At 72.0% G+C, this 21,146-nt stretch carries 14 protein-coding genes; 6 read left to right on the top strand and 8 right to left on the bottom strand.

Annotated elements, in window-relative coordinates:
* Window positions 1-204: 204 nt before the first annotated feature.
* The 3 genes from F8O04_RS10820 to F8O04_RS10810 form a co-directional block, all read right to left on the bottom strand.
* Window positions 205-1,311, bottom strand: coding sequence for a ribonuclease HI family protein (locus F8O04_RS10820; RefSeq protein WP_158029394.1), 1,107 nt, complete (start codon window positions 1,309-1,311; stop codon window positions 205-207).
* Between the two features lie 106 nt (window positions 1,312-1,417).
* Window positions 1,418-4,126, bottom strand: a complete 2,709-nt coding sequence (locus F8O04_RS10815; protein ID WP_158029393.1) for an ATP-dependent RNA helicase — start codon at window positions 4,124-4,126, stop codon at window positions 1,418-1,420.
* Between the two features lie 30 nt (window positions 4,127-4,156).
* A complete protein-coding gene (locus tag F8O04_RS10810) occupies window positions 4,157-5,401 on the bottom strand; it encodes a multidrug effflux MFS transporter (protein ID WP_188726393.1) in 1,245 nt (414 codons plus the stop codon).
* Between the two features lie 198 nt (window positions 5,402-5,599).
* On the opposite strand from F8O04_RS10810, the gene F8O04_RS10805 reads away from it, so the two are divergent.
* Window positions 5,600-7,381, top strand: a complete 1,782-nt coding sequence (locus tag F8O04_RS10805; RefSeq protein ID WP_158029391.1) for an acetyl/propionyl/methylcrotonyl-CoA carboxylase subunit alpha — start codon at window positions 5,600-5,602, stop codon at window positions 7,379-7,381.
* 135 nt (window positions 7,382-7,516) lie between these two features.
* Here F8O04_RS10805 and F8O04_RS10800 read toward each other — a convergent pair whose 3' ends face one another.
* Window positions 7,517-8,959, bottom strand: a complete 1,443-nt coding sequence (locus F8O04_RS10800; RefSeq protein ID WP_158029390.1) for an NAD(P)H-quinone dehydrogenase — start codon at window positions 8,957-8,959, stop codon at window positions 7,517-7,519.
* An 87-nt stretch (window positions 8,960-9,046) separates the two neighbouring features.
* On the opposite strand from F8O04_RS10800, the gene F8O04_RS10795 reads away from it, so the two are divergent.
* Together F8O04_RS10795 and F8O04_RS10790 are read left to right on the top strand one after the other, a co-directional pair.
* Entirely contained in the window at window positions 9,047-9,880 is an 834-nt protein-coding gene (locus tag F8O04_RS10795; protein ID WP_158029389.1) for a purine-nucleoside phosphorylase, read from the top strand.
* A gap of 182 nt (window positions 9,881-10,062) precedes the next feature.
* Window positions 10,063-11,808 carry a phospho-sugar mutase gene (locus tag F8O04_RS10790; protein ID WP_158029643.1) on the top strand — a complete coding sequence of 582 codons (1,746 nt, stop codon included), beginning with the start codon at window positions 10,063-10,065 and terminating at the stop codon, window positions 11,806-11,808.
* A 215-nt stretch (window positions 11,809-12,023) separates the two neighbouring features.
* Here the strand turns inward: F8O04_RS10790 and F8O04_RS10785 are convergent, their stop codons facing one another.
* The gene (locus tag F8O04_RS10785; protein WP_158029388.1) at window positions 12,024-13,487 is read right to left on the bottom strand and encodes an XRE family transcriptional regulator; all 1,464 of its coding nucleotides are present in this window, start codon (window positions 13,485-13,487) and stop codon (window positions 12,024-12,026) included.
* Between the two features lie 179 nt (window positions 13,488-13,666).
* On the opposite strand from F8O04_RS10785, the gene aceA reads away from it, so the two are divergent.
* Window positions 13,667-14,977, top strand: coding sequence for an isocitrate lyase (gene aceA, locus F8O04_RS10780; RefSeq protein ID WP_158029387.1), 1,311 nt, complete (start codon window positions 13,667-13,669; stop codon window positions 14,975-14,977).
* A 68-nt stretch (window positions 14,978-15,045) separates the two neighbouring features.
* The gene (gene aceB, locus F8O04_RS10775) at window positions 15,046-16,728 is read left to right on the top strand and encodes a malate synthase A (RefSeq protein WP_158029386.1); all 1,683 of its coding nucleotides are present in this window, start codon (window positions 15,046-15,048) and stop codon (window positions 16,726-16,728) included.
* 10 nt (window positions 16,729-16,738) lie between these two features.
* On the opposite strand, the gene F8O04_RS10770 is transcribed toward aceB, so the two are convergent.
* Together F8O04_RS10770 and F8O04_RS10765 are read right to left on the bottom strand one after the other, a co-directional pair.
* Window positions 16,739-17,248: a PTS sugar transporter subunit IIA gene (locus F8O04_RS10770; protein WP_158029385.1), complete on the bottom strand. Its 510-nt coding sequence runs from the start codon at window positions 17,246-17,248 to the stop codon at window positions 16,739-16,741.
* Window positions 17,245-18,384: an adenosine deaminase gene (locus F8O04_RS10765; RefSeq protein ID WP_225735013.1), complete on the bottom strand. Its 1,140-nt coding sequence runs from the start codon at window positions 18,382-18,384 to the stop codon at window positions 17,245-17,247. Before F8O04_RS10765 ends, F8O04_RS10770 begins: the two co-directional genes overlap by 4 nt.
* A 288-nt stretch (window positions 18,385-18,672) precedes the next feature.
* Here F8O04_RS10765 and F8O04_RS10760 point away from each other — a divergent pair, with 288 nt between their 5' ends.
* Window positions 18,673-19,905: an MFS transporter gene (locus F8O04_RS10760; RefSeq protein ID WP_158029383.1), complete on the top strand. Its 1,233-nt coding sequence runs from the start codon at window positions 18,673-18,675 to the stop codon at window positions 19,903-19,905.
* A 98-nt stretch (window positions 19,906-20,003) separates the two neighbouring features.
* Here the strand turns inward: F8O04_RS10760 and F8O04_RS10755 are convergent, their stop codons facing one another.
* Window positions 20,004-21,086 carry a helix-turn-helix transcriptional regulator gene (locus tag F8O04_RS10755; RefSeq protein ID WP_158029382.1) on the bottom strand — a complete coding sequence of 361 codons (1,083 nt, stop codon included), beginning with the start codon at window positions 21,084-21,086 and terminating at the stop codon, window positions 20,004-20,006.
* Between the last annotated feature and the right edge of the window lie 60 nt (window positions 21,087-21,146).

The raw sequence follows: 21,146 nt of genomic DNA, 5'->3' as shown, positions 1-21,146 counted from the left end.
CAATGGCAGGCTGCGCGGCACCGGGGCTCATCAGGGCACGGCGCCGTCAGGCTGATGGAAGTGCTTCGGGACGAAGCGTATTCCCACCCCACGACATCGCGGTACCGCGCTGCACGGTTGGACACGCGCACGATCTTCCACCTTGCCGTACGGGCAAGGTCAACCCGGGTGCCCCCCCTGTCGGTGCGAACCGTCGCCGCGCCGTCAGGCGAGCGGCGTGAGCTGCTCGAACGCCGCCCGCCACTGCCCCTCGAGCGGGCCGGTCGCCTCGAACACCCACGTCGTCGTTCCGCGAACGCGGGACCCGTCGACCCCGGTCCCCGGCGACGCCTCTGCCTCGAACTGCACGAGCTGCACGCCGGCGGCGAGCGTGCGCGCGCGTACCTTCGGCACCGAGCCCTCGGACGAGCCCGCGGTCACCCCGCCCGTGCGTGCCCCGGCCGTCGCCGCCGCGATCAGGTCGGCGCGCCCGACCAGGCGGCCGGTCGCGTCGATCGACTCGAAGTCGTCGTGAAGGAGCTCGTCGAGTCGCGCCGCGTTGCCCCGCGCGGCGGCCTCGAGCCGCTCGCGCTCGAGGCGTGCGACAAGCTCGCCGTCGGTCGGCCCGGTCGGCCCGGCCGGCTCGTCATCCCACGGCCTCACCGTGCCATCGCCGCGCACGTCGAGCTCTGCCGCGTCGTCGTCCGCGTCCGCGATTGCCTCCGCGCGACCGCCCGCATCCACATCCGTCGCCGCGGGCGCGCCGTCGCCACCCGCTCCTCCGCGCGCCGTCGCGACCATCCCGGCGGCGGGAGCCCGCACGCCGTCTGCATCCGAGCCGCCCGAGGCATGCGGTGCATCCACATCACCGCCCCCGAAGCCGGGACCGGCCAGCGGTTCCCGCCTGAGCTGGTACGCCGTCGCGGCAGCGTGCGCGCGCTCGTCGGCCGCTTCGTTCTCGGGGTGCCCCGAGTGCCCCTTCACCCACTGGAAGGTCACCCGCCGCCCCTTCAGCGCCGCGTCGATGCGCTGCATGAGCTCGACGTTCTGGACCGGCTTGCCGTCCTTCTTCTTCCACCCGTTGTACTTCCACCCGCGCATCCACTTGGTGCACGAGTCGATGACGTACCTCGAGTCGCACAGCACGTGCAGCGGCTCGTCAACGTGCGCCGTCGCGTCGAGCAGCTCCGCGACGGCCGTGAGCTCGCCGATGTTGTTGGTACCGTTCGCGAAGCCTCCCGCGGCCCACCGGTCGTCGTCGATGTACCACGCCCACCCCGTCGGCCCGGGATTCCCGAGCGATGAGCCGTCTGCCGCCGCCGTGATCGTCATGGTTCCATCCTGGCAGGCCGGGTGAGTGGCGCTTCGGAGTGCGTCTTGCACAGCTGGGCCGCAAGGGCCGCCAGCCGTGCGATGCGCAACGTGATCGGCCGGATCGTCACCGTCTCCCCTTCGTGCGCGCGGTGGGCGCCGCCGCCCACGGGTCTTCCGGCCACGGATGCCTCGGGTAGCGACCGCGCATCTCGGCGCGCACCTGCGCGTACGGCCCCGACCAGAACGACGCGAGGTCGTCGGTGACGGCGAGCGGGCGGCCGGCGGGCGAAAGCAGGTGGAACACGACGTGCACGCGCCCGTCGACGAGACTGGGCGTCTCGGCCCAGCCGAAGCACTCCTGGAGCTTGACGGCGATGACCGGCCGCGCGTCGTCGCCCGGCGCGGGGTAGTCGATACGCACGCGGGAGCCGCTCGGCACGACGAGGCGCTCCGGGACGAGCGCGTCGAGCCGGGCCGCCTCCGGCCACGGCAGGAGGCGTCGCAGCGGCTCGAGCAGCTCGATGCGCGACGCGCGGGTGCCGCCGGCGAGCGCGTCGATCTCGGAGGCGAGCCACTCATCCAGCCGTGAAAGGAGGGCGGCGTCGGCGACGTCGGGCCACGGCGCACCGAGCTCGCGGTGCAGCAGGGCGAGGCGGCGCCGCAGGGCCGCAGCCGAGTCCGACCACGCGAGCACGCCGAGGCCGTCGCGGGCGAGGGCCCTGGCGACCGCTTCGTGCGCGTCGGTGCGAGCCGCGCCCATCGAACCCGCGCCACCCGCGCCACCCGCGCCGCCCACCGCGACCGGCGTCGACGATCGCACGATCGCGCCGAGTCGCCGCTCGCGGCGAGCCACGACCCGACCATCGACGAAGTCGACCTCGACGCGATCGGTCGCCACGTGACTCGCGGCTCGCTCGGCAGCCGCCTCGCTCAGACGCGCCGCCGAGCGGATCACGGCCCCCGTGCCGGCGGCGGCGCGGCCCTCGGCGCGCGTCACCTCCGCGACGGCGAGCCACGATTCACCGCGCAGCGCGCTGCCGGCGGGCAGCGCGGCGCGCGTGCCCGAGGCGAGCAGGTAGGTCCCTGCGGCCGCGTCGGCGAGTCGAGCGATCCGGCCGGGGAACGCGAGCGCGGCGACGAGCCCCGGCGCACGCCGTGCGGCCTCCACACCCGCATCGACACCGGCCGCCCCCGATGCGCGCGCCGCATGCCGCTCGAGCCGTTCCACCAGCGCCCGCACGCGGTCGTCGAGCCGCAGGGTTCCCCGCCCCAGGTCGGCGAAGGCACGGTCGAGATCTCCCCCGGCGAGCCGAACCTCGCCGCTCGCGAGCGCCACCGCCTCTGCCGCGGCCCGGGCGCCGCACTCGGGTGCGGCGTCGAGCAGCGCCCTCGCGAGCCGCGGGTCGGTTGGCACGGCGGCGAGCCGATGACCGGCGGCCGTCGCCCGCCCTCGTGCGTCAACGGCACCGATCGCGCGAAGCTCCTCGATCGCGTCCGCCAACGCCGCGCGAGGCGGCGGATCGGGCAGCGCGAGCCCCTTGCCGCCCGGTGCGCCCCAGCAGGCGAGCACGAGCGCGGCCTCGACGAGGTCGGCCGAGGCGATCTCGGGCGCCGGATGCGCCGGTGCCGCCGCGTAGGCGCGCTCGTCGTAGCAGCGCACGACACGACCGGGCCCCAGCCTGGCCGCCCGCCCGGCTCGCTGATCGCACGAGGCGCGCGACGCCGAGACGGTGACGAGACCGGTCATGCCGCGCGCAGCATCCCGTTTGGGAACGCGGGCGAGCCCCGCGTCGACGACGAGACGCACGCCGGGCACGGTCAGCGACGATTCGGCGAGCGCGGTCGACACGACGATGCGGGGGCGCCCGCCCGCGGCCCGCCCCGAGACCGCGGCATCCTGCTCGCGCGCCGGGGCGCGCCCCTCCAGTCGGAGCACGTCGGCCCCGGGCGCGAGCTCGCGCAGCCGGTCGGCGACGTGCGCGACCTCGCGGCCCCCCGGCAGGAAGACGAGTGCATCGGCCTCCGGCGCGCCGGCGAGCAGCTCCTCGTGGGCACTCGCCGCCGTAGCGGCGACGTGGTCGAGGAACGCGCGCGTGACGCCGCGGTCGTCGAGCCTCGGCGCCGCGCTCGGTGTCCAGCGGATGTCGAGCGGATGCGAGACCGCCGGGCTCTCGATGACCGGAACCCCGGCGACCTCCCGGGAGGTGGCGGCGGCGGATGCGCCCTCCGCGCCAGGGGCGTCCGTCTCCTCCCGCGCCTGGTCGCGGTCCCGGCCGCCGAGCAACGCGGCGAACCGGCCCGCGTCGAGGGTCGCCGACATCGCGACGAGCGCGAGGTCGTCGCGCAGCTGCCGCACCTCGGCCAGCATGCCGACGAGCAGGTCCGTCTCGAGGCTCCGCTCGTGGACCTCGTCGAGGACGACCGCGCCGACTTCGGCGAGCTCCGGGTCGGACAGCAGCCGCCGCACGAGCACGCCGGGCGTGACGAACTCGACGACCGTCGTCTCGCTCGCGACCCGTTCGCCGCCGATCGAGAACCCGACGCGGTCGCCGAGCCTCGAACCGTCGAGGTGCGCGAGCCGACGGGCCGCCGCCCGCGCGGCGATCCGACGGGGCTGCGTCACCACGACGCGCCCCTGCCGCTCGCGGGAGCCCGCGAGCGCGTTCGCCACGAGCGGCGGGACGAGCGTGGTTTTGCCGCTGCCTGGCGGCGCCTGCACGACCGCGGCAGCACCGCGGTCGCGGAGTGCCGCGCCCAGCCTCGACACCACCTCGGCGAACGGCAGCCCGGCGCCGATCGCGTCGAGGTCGAAGGTCGCGGGCGCCCGAGTCATCCCATCAGTTTCCCGCACGAGGCGACCGGTTCAGGGCGCAGCCGGCTCCCCGGCCGGCCCCACGCGGCGCGCGAGGAGCGCCAGTGCGAGGGCGAGCACGGCGCAGGCGGTCATCGTGACGCCCATCGTGAGCATCGAGGTTCCCGCGAGCGAGGCGACGACCGGCACGAGCCCGCCGATGAAGAACTGTGCGCAGCCGATGAACGCCGACGCGAGCCCCGCTCCCCGGGCGAACGGTTCGAGGGCGAGCGCGCTGAGGTTGGGCATGGAGGCGCCGTGCATCGACACGGCCACGAACAGCACGACCGCGATCGCCAGCAGGGGAAGTGCGAGCGCCGCTCCCACCACCACGAGCGCGCTGCTGACGAGGGCCGTCGACACCGAGACGACCATGATCCTGGCCGGCGCGAAGCGGCTGACGATCGATCCGTTGATCTGGCTCACGATGAGCATCCCGACGGAATTGATCGCGAAGGCCAGCGCGAACGTCTGCTCGTCGAGCCCGTACTCGCGCTGGTACACGAGCGAGCTCATCTGGATGAAGGCGAACAGCACGCCCTGGTTCACGCCGGTCGCGAGCACGAGCAGCATGAACTGCCGGTGCGCGAGCACCGAGGCGACCTGCCGGCGCAGTGCGCGGACACCGCCGGCCTCATGCCGAGCGGCGCCGAGGGTGTCGGGCACGACGAGCATCGCGAGCACGAACAGCAGCACGCCGACGGCTCCGAGGATCAGGAAGAGACCGCGCCAGTCGGTCCAGGCGAGGAGCGCCCCGCCGAGCACCGGCGCGAGGATTGGCGAGATGCCGATCACGAGCATGAGCCGCGAGAACGTCCTGGCGGCTGCGGCGCCGCTGTAGAGGTCGCGCACGATCGCCCGTGCGACGACGAGCCCCGCGGCGCCGCCGACCCCCTGCACGAATCGCACGGCGAGCAGCACCTCAATGGTGGGGGCGAAAGCGCATCCGACCGAGGCGACGGCGAAGAGCGCGACGCCGATCAGCAACGGCAGGCGGCGGCCGACGCGATCGCTCCACGGGCCGACGACGAGCTGGCCCACCGCGAGCCCGAGCATGCACACGGCCATGGTCGCCTGCGCGAGCGAGTCGCCCGCGCCGAGCTCGTCGGCGAGCCGGGGCATGCCGGGCAGGTAGAAATCCATCGACATCGGGCCGAAGGCGCTCATGGCGCCGAGCACGGCGACGAGCAGCGCGCGCCGCGGCGTCCGCTCCGGCGGTACGCCCGGCCCCGAGGCTCCCGACGGCGGCGCAGACATGCGCGCAAGGCTATCGGCGTCACGCGACGGAGGTGCGACGTCGCATGGCCCGATGCTCCTGCGCCGGCATCGGCGGTTCCCGCGCACCATGCATGGCTGGGACGGCCGCGACATTGGCATGTCTCGGCAACGTTCCCCCGCCAGGTTTGTCGCCCCCCGCCAAAGGGAGCCAACCGAGTGGCCCTAAGCTGAGGAGTTATGGCCCGAATCGAAAAGCTGCTCGTTGCCAACCGCGGCGAGATCGCCGTTCGCATCGTCCGCGCAGCCAAAGACGCCGGCATCGCCACCGTCGCCGTTTACGCGGACCAGGACCGCGACGCCATGCACGTGCGGCACGCCGACGAGGCCTACGCGCTCCGGGGCACGACGAGTGCCGAGACGTACCTCGTGATCGACAAGCTCATGTCGGTCGCCCGCCGTTCGGGCGCGAACGCGGTGCACCCGGGGTACGGGTTCCTCGCCGAGAACAGCGATTTCGCCCGCGCGGTCATCGACGCCGGTCTCGTCTGGATCGGCCCGTCGCCCGAGGCCATCGACGCGCTCGGTGACAAGGTCACGGCCCGCCACGTCGCCGAGCAGGTGGGCGCCCCCCTAGCGCCCGGCACCCTCGAACCCGTCTCGAGCGCCGACGAGGTCGTCGCGTTCGCCGACGAGCACGGCCTGCCCATCGCGATCAAGGCCGCATACGGTGGCGGTGGCCGCGGCCTGAAGGTCGCCCGCGAGCGCGACGAGATCGCCGAGCTGCTGGCGTCGGCGCAGCGCGAGGCCGTTGCGGCGTTCGGCCGCGGTGAGTGCTTCGTCGAGAAGTACCTCGACCGTCCCAGACACGTCGAGACGCAGTGCCTGGCCGACGCGCACGGCAACGTCGTCGTCGTCTCGACGCGCGACTGCTCGCTCCAGCGCCGTCACCAGAAGCTCGTGGAAGAGGCGCCGGCTCCCTTCCTGACCGACGCGCAGCGCGACGAGCTCTACCGGTCGTCCAAGGCGATCCTGAGAGAGGTCGGCTATGTCGGCGCCGGCACGTGCGAGTTCCTCCTCGCCGCCGACGGCACCATCGCCTTCCTCGAGGTCAATACGCGGCTGCAGGTCGAGCATCCCGTGTCGGAAGAGGTGACCGGCCTCGACCTCGTGCGCGAGCAGTTCCGCATTGCCGAGGGGCACGAGCTCGGGTATGACGACCCCGAGGTGCGGGGACACTCGATCGAGTTCCGCATCAACGGCGAAGACGCCGGCCGCGGCTTCTTCCCCGCTCCCGGCCACATCCAGATGTACAAGCTGCCCGGCGGCCCCGGCGTGCGGGTCGACTCCGGCGTGCGCACCGGCGACGTCATCACTGGCGCGTTCGACTCGCTGCTCGCGAAGCTCATCGTGACCGGCACGACGCGGGAGGAGGCCCTCGCCCGGGCCCGCCGCGCGCTCGACGACTTCGAGATCAGCGGCATGCCGACGGTGATCCCGTTCCACCGTGACGTCGTGCGCCAGCCGGCGTTCACGGCCGAGAACGGCTCGTTCGAGGTGTTCACGCGCTGGATCGAAACCGAGTACGACAACACCATCGAACCCTGGTCGGGGGAGGCGGACGAGCCTCCCGGGCCGGCGCTGCGACGCAACGTGGTCGTCGAGGTCAACGACAAGCGCATCGAGGTGTCACTGCCCGAGCGCCTGCTCATCGCGGCCGGGATCCAGCACGGCGGCGTCGGCCGCACCATGCAGGGGCACCCGCCGCGCCGCCGCACCCCGCAGTCGGTCACGACCGAGGGGGCGGGCTCGGTGCAGGCTCCCATGCAGGCCACGATCGTGACGTTCTCGGTCGAAGAGGGTCAGTCGGTCGTCAAGGGCGACCTGTTGGTGGTGCTCGAGGCCATGAAGATGGAGCAGCCGATCCACGCCGATCGCGACGGCGTCGTGCGCGGGCTCACCGGCGCGCCCGGCCAGACCGTCCCGAGCGGCACCAAGCTGTTGGAGCTCGTCGACGCGTAGGCCGGCGTCGCGCACGCGTGATCGAAACCGTGATGTTGCCACCGCCATCGCGCACTGCGGCCCAGCGGTGGAATGGCCAACCGAATCGGTCACCCTCGCCCGGGCCAAACCGATCAGTGGCGAACGTCGTTCGCGCTACTCGTTGTCGATCTGCGGGATGTGCATGGCCCGCGCCGCGTCGGTGAGCGAGCCCGACAGCGACGGGTACACGGCCCAGGCGCGTGCGAACTGGTCGACCGTCAATCGCTGCTCGATCGCGATCGACAGCGCGAGCAGCAGTTCGGATGCCTTGGGGGCGACGATGACGCCGCCGACGATGGTCGGCGTGTCCTTGCCGGCGATGAGCTTCACGAAGCCGTCTTTGAAGCCGTGCATCTTCGCGCGCGCGTTGTGCGCGAGCGGCAGTTTGAAGACGCGCCCGCCGCGAAGGCCCTCCTCGATCGCGTTCTGCTGCCAGCCGACGGTGGCGATCTCGGGGTAGGTGAAGATATTCGATGCCACGTTGCGCCGGATGATCGGGCGCACCTCGTCGCCGAGCGCGTGGAACACACCCGTGCGCCCCTGGACCGACGCGACCGACGCGAGCGGCAGGAAGTCGGTGCAGTCGCCGGCCGCGTAGATGTTCGGCACCGAGGTGCGCGCGACACGGTTGACGCGGATGTGACCGGACGCCGTCGTCTCGACACCGATCTTGTCGAGGCCGATGCCGCCAGTATTGGGGGTCGACCCCACGGCGATGAGCACGTGCGAGCCGCGCACCTGTCTGCCGCCCTCGAGCGTGACGACGACCTCGTCGCCGTCGCGCACGGCGGACTCGGCCCGCGACTTGGACAGCACGTTCATGCCGTTTCGCTTGAACACGTTCTCGATGACGTCGGCGGCGTCGGCGTCTTCGCCGGGCAGCACTCGGTCGCGGCTCGAGACGAGCGTGACCTTCGTGCCGAGCGCGAGATAGGCCGAGGCGAACTCGGCGCCAGTGACGCCCGATCCGACGACGATGAGGTGGCTCGGCAGTTCCGAGATGCCGTAGAGCTGCGTCCACGTGAGAATGCGCTCGCCGTCCGGCTTGGCCGTCGGCAGGGTGCGCGGCGTTGCGCCGACCGAGACGACGGCCGTGTCGAAGTCGAACGAGTCGAAGTCGGTGCCCTTCGCGTCGGTGCGCACCGAGAGGGTCGAGGCGCTCTCGAAGTGCCCCTCGCCCTCGACGATGCGCACGCCCGCCTCCTCGAGGGTGCCGTGCATGTCGTCGGACTGGCTGCGCGCGAGACGCAGCAGGCGCTGGTTCATCTTGCGGAGGTTGACGGCGATCTCGGGGCGCTGGGCCTTGCCGTCGTCGCCGCGCGTGTAGAACTGCAGGCCGAGTTCACCCGAGCCCGCGATCTCGTTCGCAGCCTCCGCGGTCGCGATCAGGGTCTTCGAGGGAACGACGTCGGTCAGCACTGCCGAGCCGCCGATGCCGGAGCGTTCGATGAGCGTGACGTCGGCGCCGAGCTGGGCGCCGGAGAGCGCCGCTTCATATCCGCCGGGTCCTCCGCCCAGAACGACGATGCGGTGCTTGCGGTCGAAGGTTGTGGCCATGCGCCAATCCTGCCAGTGCTCGGCACCGGCGATGGCACGACCGCCCGCACCGGCCACCTGACCTTCACCTCACGTACGCTTCCAGATATGACCACGTTGCCGTCACTCGACCTTGACGACCCGGCCGCTTCCCCCGTCGACGTCGCCGCAGCGGCCGCACGTTCGATCGCGGAGGCCACCGGTGTGGAGCGCCACGACATCGCCCTCACGCTCGGCAGCGGATGGGGGCAGACCGCCGACGTGCTCGGCGAAACGGTCGCGAGCATCCCGGCCCACGAGATCCCCGGGTTCTCGAGATCGGCCGTCGCCGGACACCCGGGAACGATCCGCTCGGTGCGCCTCGAACGCGGCGGCCACGCGCTCGTCATCGGGGCGCGAACGCACCTCTACGAGGGGCTCGGCGTGCGGCGCGTCGTGCATTCGGTGCGCACGGCCGCGGCGGCCGGATGCTCCATCATGGTGCTGACGAACGGCGCGGGAGGGGTGCGTCCCGAGTGGGCGCCCGGCACGCCCGTGCTGATCTCGGACCACATCAACCTGACCGCGGCATCGCCGCTCGAGGGCGCCACCTTCATCGATCTCACCGACCTGTACTCGGCCCGGCTCCGGGCGATCGCCCGCGAGGTGCGCGATCTCGACGAGGGCGTCTACGTCCAGAATCGCGGCCCCCACTACGAAACACCGGCCGAGGTGCGCATGGCTCGCGCGATCGGCGGCGACATCGTCGGCATGTCGACCGCGCTCGAGGCGATCGCGGCGCGGGAGGCCGGCATGGAGGTGCTCGGCCTCTCGCTCATCACGAACGCAGCCGCCGGCGTTTCGCCGCACCCGCTCAGCCACGAGGAGGTCATCGAGGCCGGGCGTGCCGCCGAGGGCGAGCTCGCCCGGCTGCTGGCCGGCATCGTCGGGAGGCTCTCGTGAGCGGCACGGAGCTCGGCGGCGGCGGGAACCGTGACGAGTGTCTGACCCACGAGGTGCGGCGGGGCGAGGGCTCCGGCACTCGCGGTGGCGACGCCAATGGCCGTCTCCTCGGCGCAGGCTCAGGCGCGGGGACCGCCGGCGTCGGGACGACCGGCCCGGGCGCGACCGGAGCCCCGGCGGGAATGCCGGTCGCGGGCGAAACCCTCTCGCGCCAGCTGCAGGTTTCGCTGCGCTTCGCCGCGAGCCGGTGGGCCGAACAGGACCCGGACCCCGTGACCAGGGCCGAGCTCGAGGAGCTGCTCCAACGGGCGGGCGACCCCGACCCGAATCCCGCCGGCATCCCGCCCGATGACACCTCCGACACGGCGGTCGCCTGGCGCGGACTGCGCGACCGATTCCGCAGCCGGCTCGCCTTCGGAACGGCGGGGCTCCGAGGCGAGCTGGGCGCGGGCCCCGCGCGCATGAATCGCGTTCTCGTGGCCCAGACGGCACGGGGGTTCGCCGACTACCTGCTTGCCCGCGGGGAGCAGCCGTCGATCGTGATCGGCTATGACGCGCGCATCAACTCCGACGTGTTCGCGCGCGACACGGCCGAGCTCATGCAGGGCGCCGGCGTGCGGGCCACGCTGCTCCCCCGCCCGCTGCCGACACCGGTGCTGGCCTTTGCCGTGCGCGACCTGGGTGCCGACGCCGGCGTCATGGTGACGGCCTCGCACAACCCCAAGCGCGACAACGGTTACAAGGTGTTCCTCGGCGGGGCCGATGGCGGCTCGCAGATCATTGCGCCAGCCGACGCCGAGATCGCGGCCGCGATCGGCGAGGTCGCGCACGGCAGCCTCGTGACCGAGCTCCCCCGCAGCGGCGACTACGAGATCGCTGGCGAAGACCTCGTCGAGCGATACGTCGCGGCGACCGCCGCATCCTTCCGCGGCACCGTCGCCCCGCTGCGGGTCGTCTACACGCCGATGCACGGCGTCGGCTGGGCCACGTTCCGCGATGTGCTCGACGCCGCGGGCCTGCCGCATCCGACCCTCGTGCACCATCAGACGGAGCCCGACGGCGCCTTCCCGACCCTTGACTTCCCCAACCCCGAGGAGCCGGGCGCCCTCGATCTCGCGTACGCCGCGGGCGACACGGTGCTGGCTGACCTTGTGATCGCCCACGACCCCGACGCCGACCGGCTCGCGGTTGCGATCCCCACGGCGCACGGATGGCACCGCTTCGGCGGCAACGAGATCGGGCGCCTGCTCGGCTGGCGCGCCGCCGAGCACCTCGCCGCGACGGGTGAGACCGGCACGCTCGCGACGTCGCTCGTGTCATCGCCGGCCCTGCGCGCCGTCGCCGATGCCTACGGGCTTGGCTATGCCGAGACGCCGACGGGCTTCAAGTGGATCTCTCGGGCGGAGGGCATCGCCTTCGGCTACGAAGAGGCGCTTGGCTATCTCGTCGACCCCGAGAAGGTGCGCGACAAAGACGGCATCTCGGCCGCGCTCGCGGTGCTCGAGCTGGCCATGCGGCTCGCCGCCGAGAACCGCACGCTGCTTGATCTCGAAGCCGAGTTCGCCGAGAGATTCGGCGCGTTCGCTTCGCGCCAGGTGTCGACGCGATTCGCGGTGCTGAGCGAGATCCCCCGCGTCATGCGGGCGTTGCGGGATGCCCCTCCCGCGGCGATCGGCGACGTCGCGGTCTCGCGGCGCGACGATTTCGCCGCGGGCCTCGACGGCATCCCGCCGAGCGACATCCTTCGGCTGTGGTTGGCCGACGGCACGCGCGTCATGATCCGCCCGAGCGGCACCGAGCCGAAGATCAAGGTGTACATCGACGCGGTCGCGACGGGCGACGGGTCGTCGCGGCAGCTCACGGCGAAGGCCGAGGCGGCGGCCGAAGCGGCAGCGGCCGGAGCGCGAGCGCTGCTCGAGGCCATGTAGCGGCCCTTCGGCACCGGGACCGACGCCTCCCCGTCGGCACCGGGATCGACGCCTCCCCCGTCGGCACCTCGACGATCGTGCGGCGGCTACGTGACCGGACGTCCGCTCCTCGGCATTCTTGCCGCGACTACCCGACCGGACACTCGCTACCGAACGTCGGGTCGAGGGTGTCCGTTGCGGTAGCGACGTGCCCAGCGCACCGTCATCCGCAGCGTCTACCGCGGCGCGTGACGCTCGAGGAACTCGTACACGTCGACCTTGTCGACGCCATCCGTCGATCCGTCGGGCATCGCGGCGAGCAGTGACGTCGTGAGCCTCGCGCTCGGCATCACGTGGTCGCCCCAGTACGCCGAGCGGTCGGGGTCGGGCTCGCGGCAGCAGGCCGGGTCGGGGCACGTCGACGTCAACCGCCGTTTCGTATCGCGCCCCCGGAACCACTTCGCGTGCGCGAACGACGTGCCGAGGCTCACCGAGAACTCGCCGTTCGCCGACGACTGGATGCTCGAGGTGCACCAGTAGGTGCCGGCCGGCTTGTCGGTGTACTGGTGGTACGGGCTCAGCCGGTCCTCGACCTCGAAGACCTGCCGCGCGCTCCACCAGCGGCAGACGGTCTGCCCCTCGACCGACCCGAGCGCGTCGACCGGGAATTGCACGGCGTCGTTCTCGTACGCCTTCGACAGCACGCCGCTCGAGTTGACCTTGAGGAAGTGCACGGGGATGCCGAGGTGCGCCGTCGCGAGCGTGGTGAATCGGTGCGCTGCCGTCTCGTACGTGACCGCGAAGTGGTCGCGCAGGTCTTCGACCGAAAGCTCGCGCGCATCCTTCGCCGCCTTGAGAAACTCGACAGCGCTCGCCTCTGGGATCATCAGGGCGCCCGCGAGGTAGTTGGTCTCGACCCGCTGACGCAGCAGGTCCCCGTAGTCCTTCGGCGCGGGCTGACGAAGCACGTGCGCGGCGAGCGCCTGCAGCAGGGCCGAACGCGGGTCGGTGCCCGGCTGCCGCACGGCCAGATAGATGCGGCCGTTGCGGTGGTCGGTGATGCTGCGCGTCGTGATCGGCAGGTCGTTGACGTAGTGGAGCGTGAAGCCGAGGTGGTCGGCGAGCTGCGACGTCGCCCGCTGCGAGAGCGGGCCGCCTCGGTGGTTGATCGCCGCGAGCAGCTCGGCCGCCGCGCGTTCGAGCTCCTCGTAGGAGTTGTTGCGCTTTCGCTGCTGCCCCCGGAGCTCGGTGTTGGCGATGCGGGCCTCCTCGGGCGTCGACGCGCGCTGCCGGTGCAGGCGTTCGAGCTCATCGTGCAGCCGCAGAATGGTCTCGATCGCCTCGTCGCTCAGCGACTTGCGCACCGCGACGGGCGGGAGCTGCAACGACGCGAAGATCGGGCCGCGCTGCACGCGCTCGAGCGCGATCTCGAGTTCGTCGCGCCTCGACAGCCCCGCGGGCTCGAGGAGGGCGTCGAAGGATGCGCCGAGCACGCGGGCGATGCGCTGCAGCTCCGCCACCTTCAGTTCGCGCTTGCCGTTCTCGATCACCGACACCTGTGAGGCGGCGCGGCCGATCGCGGCCCCGAGATCGTCAACCGTCATGCCTCGTGAGCGCCGCAATTGCCGAATGCGGCGGCCGATCGTCAACGTGTCGAGCATCTCTTCATCGTCCACGTCTACGTGCGCTCCTCGGGTCATGCACGGAGTCTCGCACACCAGGTACTTCTGCAGATCAGAAGACCACCTCTTTTTCTGCTCGCCTTCCACGCGAAGAAGCGCCGAGATTGCCGCAAGCTCGAAGCACCCGGGAACCGCGACGCCGCCGCAACCGGAGCATCCCGCCAGGCGCGTATCCACCCACCGACGAAGGAGACTCCATGAGCACCACCGCCACCGACCCCCGCCTCGAGACTGCAGCCGACCTGCAGGCCGAGTGGAACACGAACCCCCGGTGGGCGAACGTGCGCCGCGACTACACCGCCGACGACGTCGTCGCGCTGCGCGGCCCGATCGTCGAGGAGTCGACGCTCGCCCGTCTCGGCGCCGAGAAGCTGTGGACCAAGATCCAGGAGAACTCCGACAACCCCGAAAGCTGGGTGTACGCGCTCGGCGCGCTCACCGGCAACCAGGCCGTGCAGCAGGTGCGCGCGGGCCTGCAAGCCATCTATCTCTCGGGCTGGCAGGTCGCGGCCGACGCGAACCTCTCAGGCCACACCTACCCCGACCAGAGCCTCTACCCCGCCAACTCAGTGCCGTCGGTTGTGCGCCGCGTCAACAACGCCCTGCTGCGCGCGGGCCAGATCGAGTTCGCCGAGACCGGCACCACGAGCCGCGACTGGCAGGCGCCGATCGTCGCCGACGCCGAGGCTGGATTCGGCGGACCCCTCAACGCCTACGAGCTCATGACCGCCATGATCGCGGCGGGCGCGGCCGGCGTGCACTGGGAAGACCAGCTCGCGAGCGAGAAGAAGTGCGGCCACATGGGCGGCAAGGTGCTCGTGCCCACGCAGCAGCACATCCGCACCCTCAATGCGGCGCGCCTTGCGGCCGATGTCGCGGGCGTGCCCTCGATCATCATCGCCCGCACCGACGCGCTCGCCGCCACCCTGCTGACGAGCGACATCGACGAGCGCGACCGCCCGTTCGTCACCGGCGAGCGGACGCCGGAGGGCTTCTACAACGTGCGAGGCGGCATCGAGCCGGTCATCGCCCGCGGCCATGCCTACGCCCCCTACGCCGACCTGCTCTGGGTCGAGTCGGGAACCCCCGACCTCGACCTCGCCCGCCGCTTCGCCGAGTCGATCCACGCGGAGTTCCCCGACCAGAAACTCGCCTACAACTGCTCGCCGAGCTTCAACTGGAAGCGTCACCTCGACGACGACACAATCGCGTCGTTCCAGCGCGAGCTGTCGGCCATGGGGTACGCGTTCCAGTTCATCACCCTCGCGGGTTTCCACTCCCTCAACTACGCCATGTTCGACCTCGCGACCGGCTACAACGAGCGCCAGATGGAGGCCTACGTCGAGCTGCAGGAGGCGGAGTTCGCCGCCGAACACCGCGGATACACGGCAACCAAGCACCAGGCCGAGGTCGGCACCGGCTACTTCGACCGCATCAGCACCGCGCTCAATCCCGAAAGCGCCACGCTCGCGCTCGTGGGCTCCACCGAGTCCGAGCAGTTCCACTGACCACGACGCGCCGTCCGCTCGTTCCTCACCGCGACGCGCGCTCCCACACAGCGAAACGAGACGAGACCATGAACACCAGCATCCTCGCGCCGGGCGCTCGCCCGAGCGGCAACACCACGACCGCCGCAGCACGGACGGCGACGGAGGGCGAGGCCCTCCGCGGACCTGCCCCCTACGCCCGGCGGCGCAGCAGCATCAAGGTGTGCGGGCCCCTCGGCGAGCGCTTCGACGAGATCCTCACGCCGGCGGCGATCCGATTCATCACCGCGCTGCACGACCGATTCGCCGATCGCCGCTCGACGCACCTGCAGCACAACGCCGGCCGGCAGGCCATGATCGACCGCGGCGTCGATCCCGGCTTCCTCTCGGCCACTGCGGCCATTCGCGACGAGCCCACGTGGCGCGTCGCGCCCCCGGCGTCCGGGCTCGCCGACCGGCGCGTCGAGCTCACCGGCCCGACCGACCGGCAGACCGCGGTCGAGGCCCTCGAATCGGGCGCGCAGGTGTGGCTGGCAGACCACGAAGACGGTCTCAGCCCGACCTGGCAGAACGTCATCGGCGGGCAGGTGACCCTCTTCGACGCGATTCGAGGCCGGATCGGCAATGAACCCGAGCGGGCGCCCACGATCGTGTTCCGGCCACGCGGCTGGCACCTCAAGGAGCATCATCTGCGGTACGTCGACTCGGCGGGCGAGGTGACCCCGGCATCCGGCACGCTCACCGACTTCGGGCTCTACCTCTTTCACAACGCACGCGAGCTCATCGCCCGCGGCACCGGCCCGTACTTCTCCCTGCCGAAGCTCGAGAACCACCTCGGCGCCCGGCTGTGGGACGACGTGTTCACGTTCTCGGAGAACGCCCTCGGGCTCGACCACGGCACAATCCGAGCGACCGTGCTGATCGAGACCATCACCGCGGCCTTCGAGATGGAGGAGATCCTGTACGAGCTGCGCGACCACTGCGCAGGCCTCGTCGCCGGCCGGTGGGACTACCTGTTCAGCGCGATCAAGGCGTTCCGCAAGCGCGGGCGGTCGTACCTCCTGCCCGACCGCCGCCAGATCACGGCGACCGCGCCGTTCATGCACGCGTTCACCGAGCTTCTCGTGCAGACCGCCCATAAGCGCGGCGCGCACGCGATCGGCGGCATGAAGGCCTTCATCCCCGACCCGAACGAGCCCGCCCTCACCGAGGCCGCGCTCACCCGCATCGCCGCCGGCAAGCGCCGCGAAGCCGAGGCCGGCTACGACGGCACGTGGGTCGCGCACCCCGGCCTCATCGCGACCGCGAGCGCCGAGTTCGACGCCGTGCTCCAGGGCCGCCCCAACCAGCTCGAGCACACCCGCGACGATGTGCGCGTGACCGCGGCCGACCTGCTGCGCTTCGAGCTGGACGGCAGCAGCATCACCGCCGAGGGCATCCGGCACAACGTGTCGGTCGCGCTCCGCTACCTCGAGTCGTGGATGCGCGGCCACGGCTCGGTCGCCATCGATGGCCTGGTGGAGGACGCGTCGACCGCCGAGATCAGCCGCTCGCAGCTTTGGCACTGGATCCAGCAGGGCGCCCTCACCGAGGACAACCGCCCCATCGTGCGAGAGCGGGTCGAATGGGTCATCGACGCGACCCTCGCCGGGATCGACCGCCGCGACGGCGATCGGTTCGACGACGCCGCAGAGCTGCTGCGCGAGCTCGCGCTCGGCGATGAGTTCCCGGCGTTCCTCACCAACCCGGCCTACCGGCGCTACCTGGGCTAGACGGTCGCGGCTACCGCGCGGGTGGGAGCGGCTCGCCCTCGGGACCGATCACCTTCAGGGGCGAGACCACCTCCGTGATGGCCGCAGCGAGCTCGTCGGCATCATCGGCGCGCAGGAACCAGTCGACGGCTTCGTCGTTGTCGAGCAGCTTCGCCAGCACGGCGATGATCTTCACGTGCTCGTCCGGCCGCGTCACCGCGAGGGCGACGACGACACGCACCGGATCATTGTTGGGATGCCCGAACGACACGCCGTCAGGGAAGGTCAGCACCGCGGCGGCGTTCTCGCGCACGTCGGGCCCTGGGCGGGCGTGCACGAGCGCGATGCCGGGCGCGACGACGACGTACGGGCCAAATGCGTCGATGACCCAGAGCATCCGATCGCTATACCCGTTCTTGGTCGCGCCGATCGTTTCAAGCACCTTGCCCGCGGCGGTCACGGCTTCGCGCCATGTCACGGCCTGTCGACCGAGGCGGATGCAGTCGCCGCCGAAGCGGATGGTGGTGTGCTGCGGGCTCACTCGGCGGTGACCCCGTCGGCGACGTCGTCGAAGCCATCCTCGATGAGATCCGCCAGCTCGTCGCGGCGCTCGACCGGCAAGAACGCGGCCTCGGCGGCGTTGAGCTGGAACGTCAACAGGTCGTCGAGGTCGTAGTCGAACGCGTCGGAGAGCAGCTGCAGCTCCCGCGTGATCGTCGTGGCGCTCATGAGCCGGTTGTCGGTGTTGACCGTGACCGTGAAGCCGAGCTGGTAGAGCAGGTCGAACGGGTGATCGAAGAGCTCGTCGCCCCACTGCTCGATCGCGCCGGTCTGCAGGTTCGACGACGGGCTCAGCTCGAGCGGGATGCGTCGGTCACGCACCCAGCGTGCGAGCGGCCCGAGCGTGACGAAGGTCGCGTCGTCGTCGCCCTCGTCGTCGACCTCGATGTCTTCCGCGAGGCGCACACCGTGACCGAGCCGCAGGGCGCGCGCGTCGTCGAGGGCGCCGCGGATCGATTCGAGCCCGTCCGCCTCACCCGCGTGCACGGTGACGGGGAAGTGCTCGCTCGCGAGCAGGTCGAACGACGGCTGCAGCAGCGACGGCGGGAAGCCGTGCTCGGGCCCGGCGATGTCGAAACCGACCACGCCGCGGTCTCGGTGGCGCAGGGCGAGCTCGGCAATCTCGCGACCGTCGCCCGCGTGCCGCATCGCGCTCACGATCTGGCCGACACGGATGCGGTGCCCCGAGTGCCGTACCGCGTCGATGCCCTGCTCGATGCCCTCCTGGACGGCATCGACCGTCTCGTCGAGGCTGAGCCCGCGCGCGAGGTGCTGCTCGGGCGCCCAGCGCACTTCGCCGTAGATCACGCCGTCGGCGGCGAGGTCGAGCACGAAGTCTCGGGCGACGCGGCGCAGGCCCTGGCGGGTCTGCATGACGGCGGTCGTCACGTCGAAGGTCTTGAGGTACTCGACGAGCGAACCCGAGTCCGCCTGGTCGGCGAACCAGCGCGCGAGCGCGAGCGCGTCGCCCTCGGGCAGGTCGATCCCGATCTCATCGGCGAGCTCGATGATCGTCTGCGGGCGCAGACCGCCGTCGAGGTGATCGTGCAGTGACACTTTCGGCAGGGGCGCGATGGGGGTGCCGTCGCGCAGAACGGCCGGCTGCTGTCGTGTCACTGAGGTCTCCGTTGAATCCGCCCGCGCGTGCACCGGCGGGCTTGGCGGTGCCCCACAAGGGTAGCGCGCGCCACGCCGCCGGTCGTTACCGTTTCGTGTTGTGGACGGCGCGGCCTGTGGAGCGCCGTCTCGCTGCAGGATGCTCGTCCCTCCCGCGTGCGCGCCGTGCCCGTGCCCGGGCCGGCGCCCGGGGTCAGCGCCGAACGGTTCGCCGGATCCCGGACGCCTGGTCGCGTTGTGCGGACGTTGCGTCACATACCGGCCAATCGCCGCCGCCATGCTGAGCGCATGCCAACCGAAACCACGCCTATCCCGACCGTCGCCGCCGTGAATGCGGCCGCCGGCCCCACCGCACTCGAGCGCCCTGCCGGCATCCGCTGGCTCGCTCTCGTGGCGCTCATGGTGACGAGCTTCACACTCGTGACGGCCGAGTTCCTCCCGAGCGGCATCCTCACCGAGATGGCGGCCGACCTCGGCGTCACCCCCGGCCAGGCGGGACAGAGCGTGACCGCGACCGCCGTCGTGGGCTTCCTCGTGGCGCCGACCATCAGCATCCTGACGCCCGGCATCGATCGCCGCACGCTGCTCGTGTGGTTGACGGTGATGGCGGCCGCGTCGAACCTCATCGTCGCGATCTCGCCGAACCTCGTCCTGCTGCTCGTCGCGCGATTCCTGCTCGGCGCCGCACTGAGCGGATTCTGGGCGATGTCGCTCACGATCACGGCCAAGCTGACGGGGCCGGAGCGCCTCGGCCGCGGCATGATGCTCGTCAACGCGGGCACCTCGATGGCGACGGTCGCCGGCGTCCCGATCGGCGTCGTGGTCAGCTCGGCCTTCGACTGGCGCGTCGCGTTCATCGCGGCGGCCGTGGTCTCGATCGTCGTCGCGCTCGCGCTGCGGCTCCTGCTGCCGCGCGTGGAGGCGGCGAAGGCGCAGAGCCTGCGCCTGCTCGGCGACACGCTGCGCCGCCCCGCCCTCGGTGTCGGCCTGGCCGGCCATGTGCTCATCGTGCTCGGGCACATCACCGCCTACACCTTCATCCGCCTCGCGCTCGGGCGCGTGGACGGGCTCGACGAGGGCGGTGCCGCGTTCATGCTCGTCGCGTTCGGCATCGGCGGCCTCGTCGGGACGTTCGTGATCGGCATGCTCGTCGACCGGTACCTGTCGGTGCTCCGCTCCGTCGTTCCCGCGCTCATCGCCGTCTCGGTGCTGATGTTGGCGCTCATGTCCTCGTCGCTCGTGCTCGTCGCGATCGCGGTCTTCGCGTGGGGCATCGGATTCGGCGCGTGGCTATTGACGGTCACCACCTGGATCGGCCGTCAGGCCCCCGACCGCCTCGAGGCCGGCGGCGGGCTCGTCGTGGCCGGGTTCCAGGGCGCCATCGCGCTCGGCGCGGGCGTCGGCGGCCTGCTCGTCGACCTCCTCGGCATCTTCCCCACACTGCTGGTCGCAGTCGGAGCGCTCATCGTCGGCGGGGCGATGTTCGGGAGCGCGGGGCGCGGAGGGCGACGCCGCCGGTAGCGGACGCGGGGGCGACGGCGCCGCGCGGCGAACCGCCGATGGGGCTTCCGGCTTCCGCCGCGCGTGCCCCGGCACGTGGCGAGCCTCGGCCTGTCCGATCAGGAGGCCTCCGCGACGGTCACGGCCGTGGCGCCAGCGACCGCGCGCTGGCGCCACGCGGCCGGCGGGTGCCCGGTGTGCCGCCGGAAGGCCCGGCTGAACCCAGCCTCCGACTCGTACCCCAGCTGATGCGCGACCGCCGCGACGCTCAGCCCGTCGCGCTGCAACATGGCCTTCGCGTGCGCCATTCGCACCGCCGTGAGGTAGCTGGCCGGCGATTGGCCCACGAGGTTGCGAAAGCGCTCGGCGAACACCGAGCGCGACATGGCGCCGACGGTCGCGAGCTCGCCGACCGACCAGGCGTGCCCGGGGTCGCCATGGATCGCGTCGAGCACCCGCGCGAGGCGCGGATCGTCGGTTCGCAGGAGCCAGTCGCCCGGCGCGCAGCCGAGCTCGCTCCAGGCGCGCACGGCGACCGCGACGACGGTGGTGGCGATGTGCGCGCACACGACCGAGTCGGCGATGCGGGAGCGGCGCTCCTCGCAGCTGTTCCCCATGGCCGCGGCGAGGCCCGCGACGGCGGGTTCATGGGTCGCGAAATCGCGGACGACGAGCATCGATGGCAACGTTCCCAGGGCGAACGGGGCCGTGCCCGCGAACGCGAGATCGCTCAGAATCACGTGCGCGGCGGGATCGTCGGCGACGAGCTCGAAGGGGCGGCCCGCAACCGACAGTGCGAGGTCGCCGGCGTTCAGCTCGCGCGAGCAGCTCGCCAGCTGGCCGTCACCGGGGCCGCGTGTGCCGACCGCAGGGCCGACCGCCGCGCCGTCAACCTCGGCGACGACCCGCTGTCGCACGCGGACCGAGCCGCCCGTTACGTAAAGCATCACCGGGTGCCCGCCCCGGTGCCACGCCGGCCCATCGAGGCTCGGGTCGATGACGCGAGTTTCCGTGACGCGCCACTCGAGCGCGCCGAGAACGCGCTCGAGGGCACGCCCGGCGACCGTCGACGCGGTCGCGTCACCGGGAGCCGCGCCGAACGGCGAGGCGGTCGCGCTGGCGCGGGCGGTCCCGGTTGCGGTGAGGCCTGGCGCGGCATCGACACCGGCGCGAACACGCGACGGCGAATCGGCGATCGTCATGACCACGCCAACACCCCGGCGGTGCGGGCTATTCCGCCGGCCGCGCGGGCGGCCAGCCGG

Origin of the sequence: Pseudoclavibacter endophyticus (genome assembly GCF_008831085.1) — a bacterium.
GTDB classification, from domain to species: domain Bacteria; phylum Actinomycetota; class Actinomycetes; order Actinomycetales; family Microbacteriaceae; genus Pseudoclavibacter; species Pseudoclavibacter endophyticus.
This window is presented reverse-complemented; position numbering and strand designations above follow the sequence as displayed.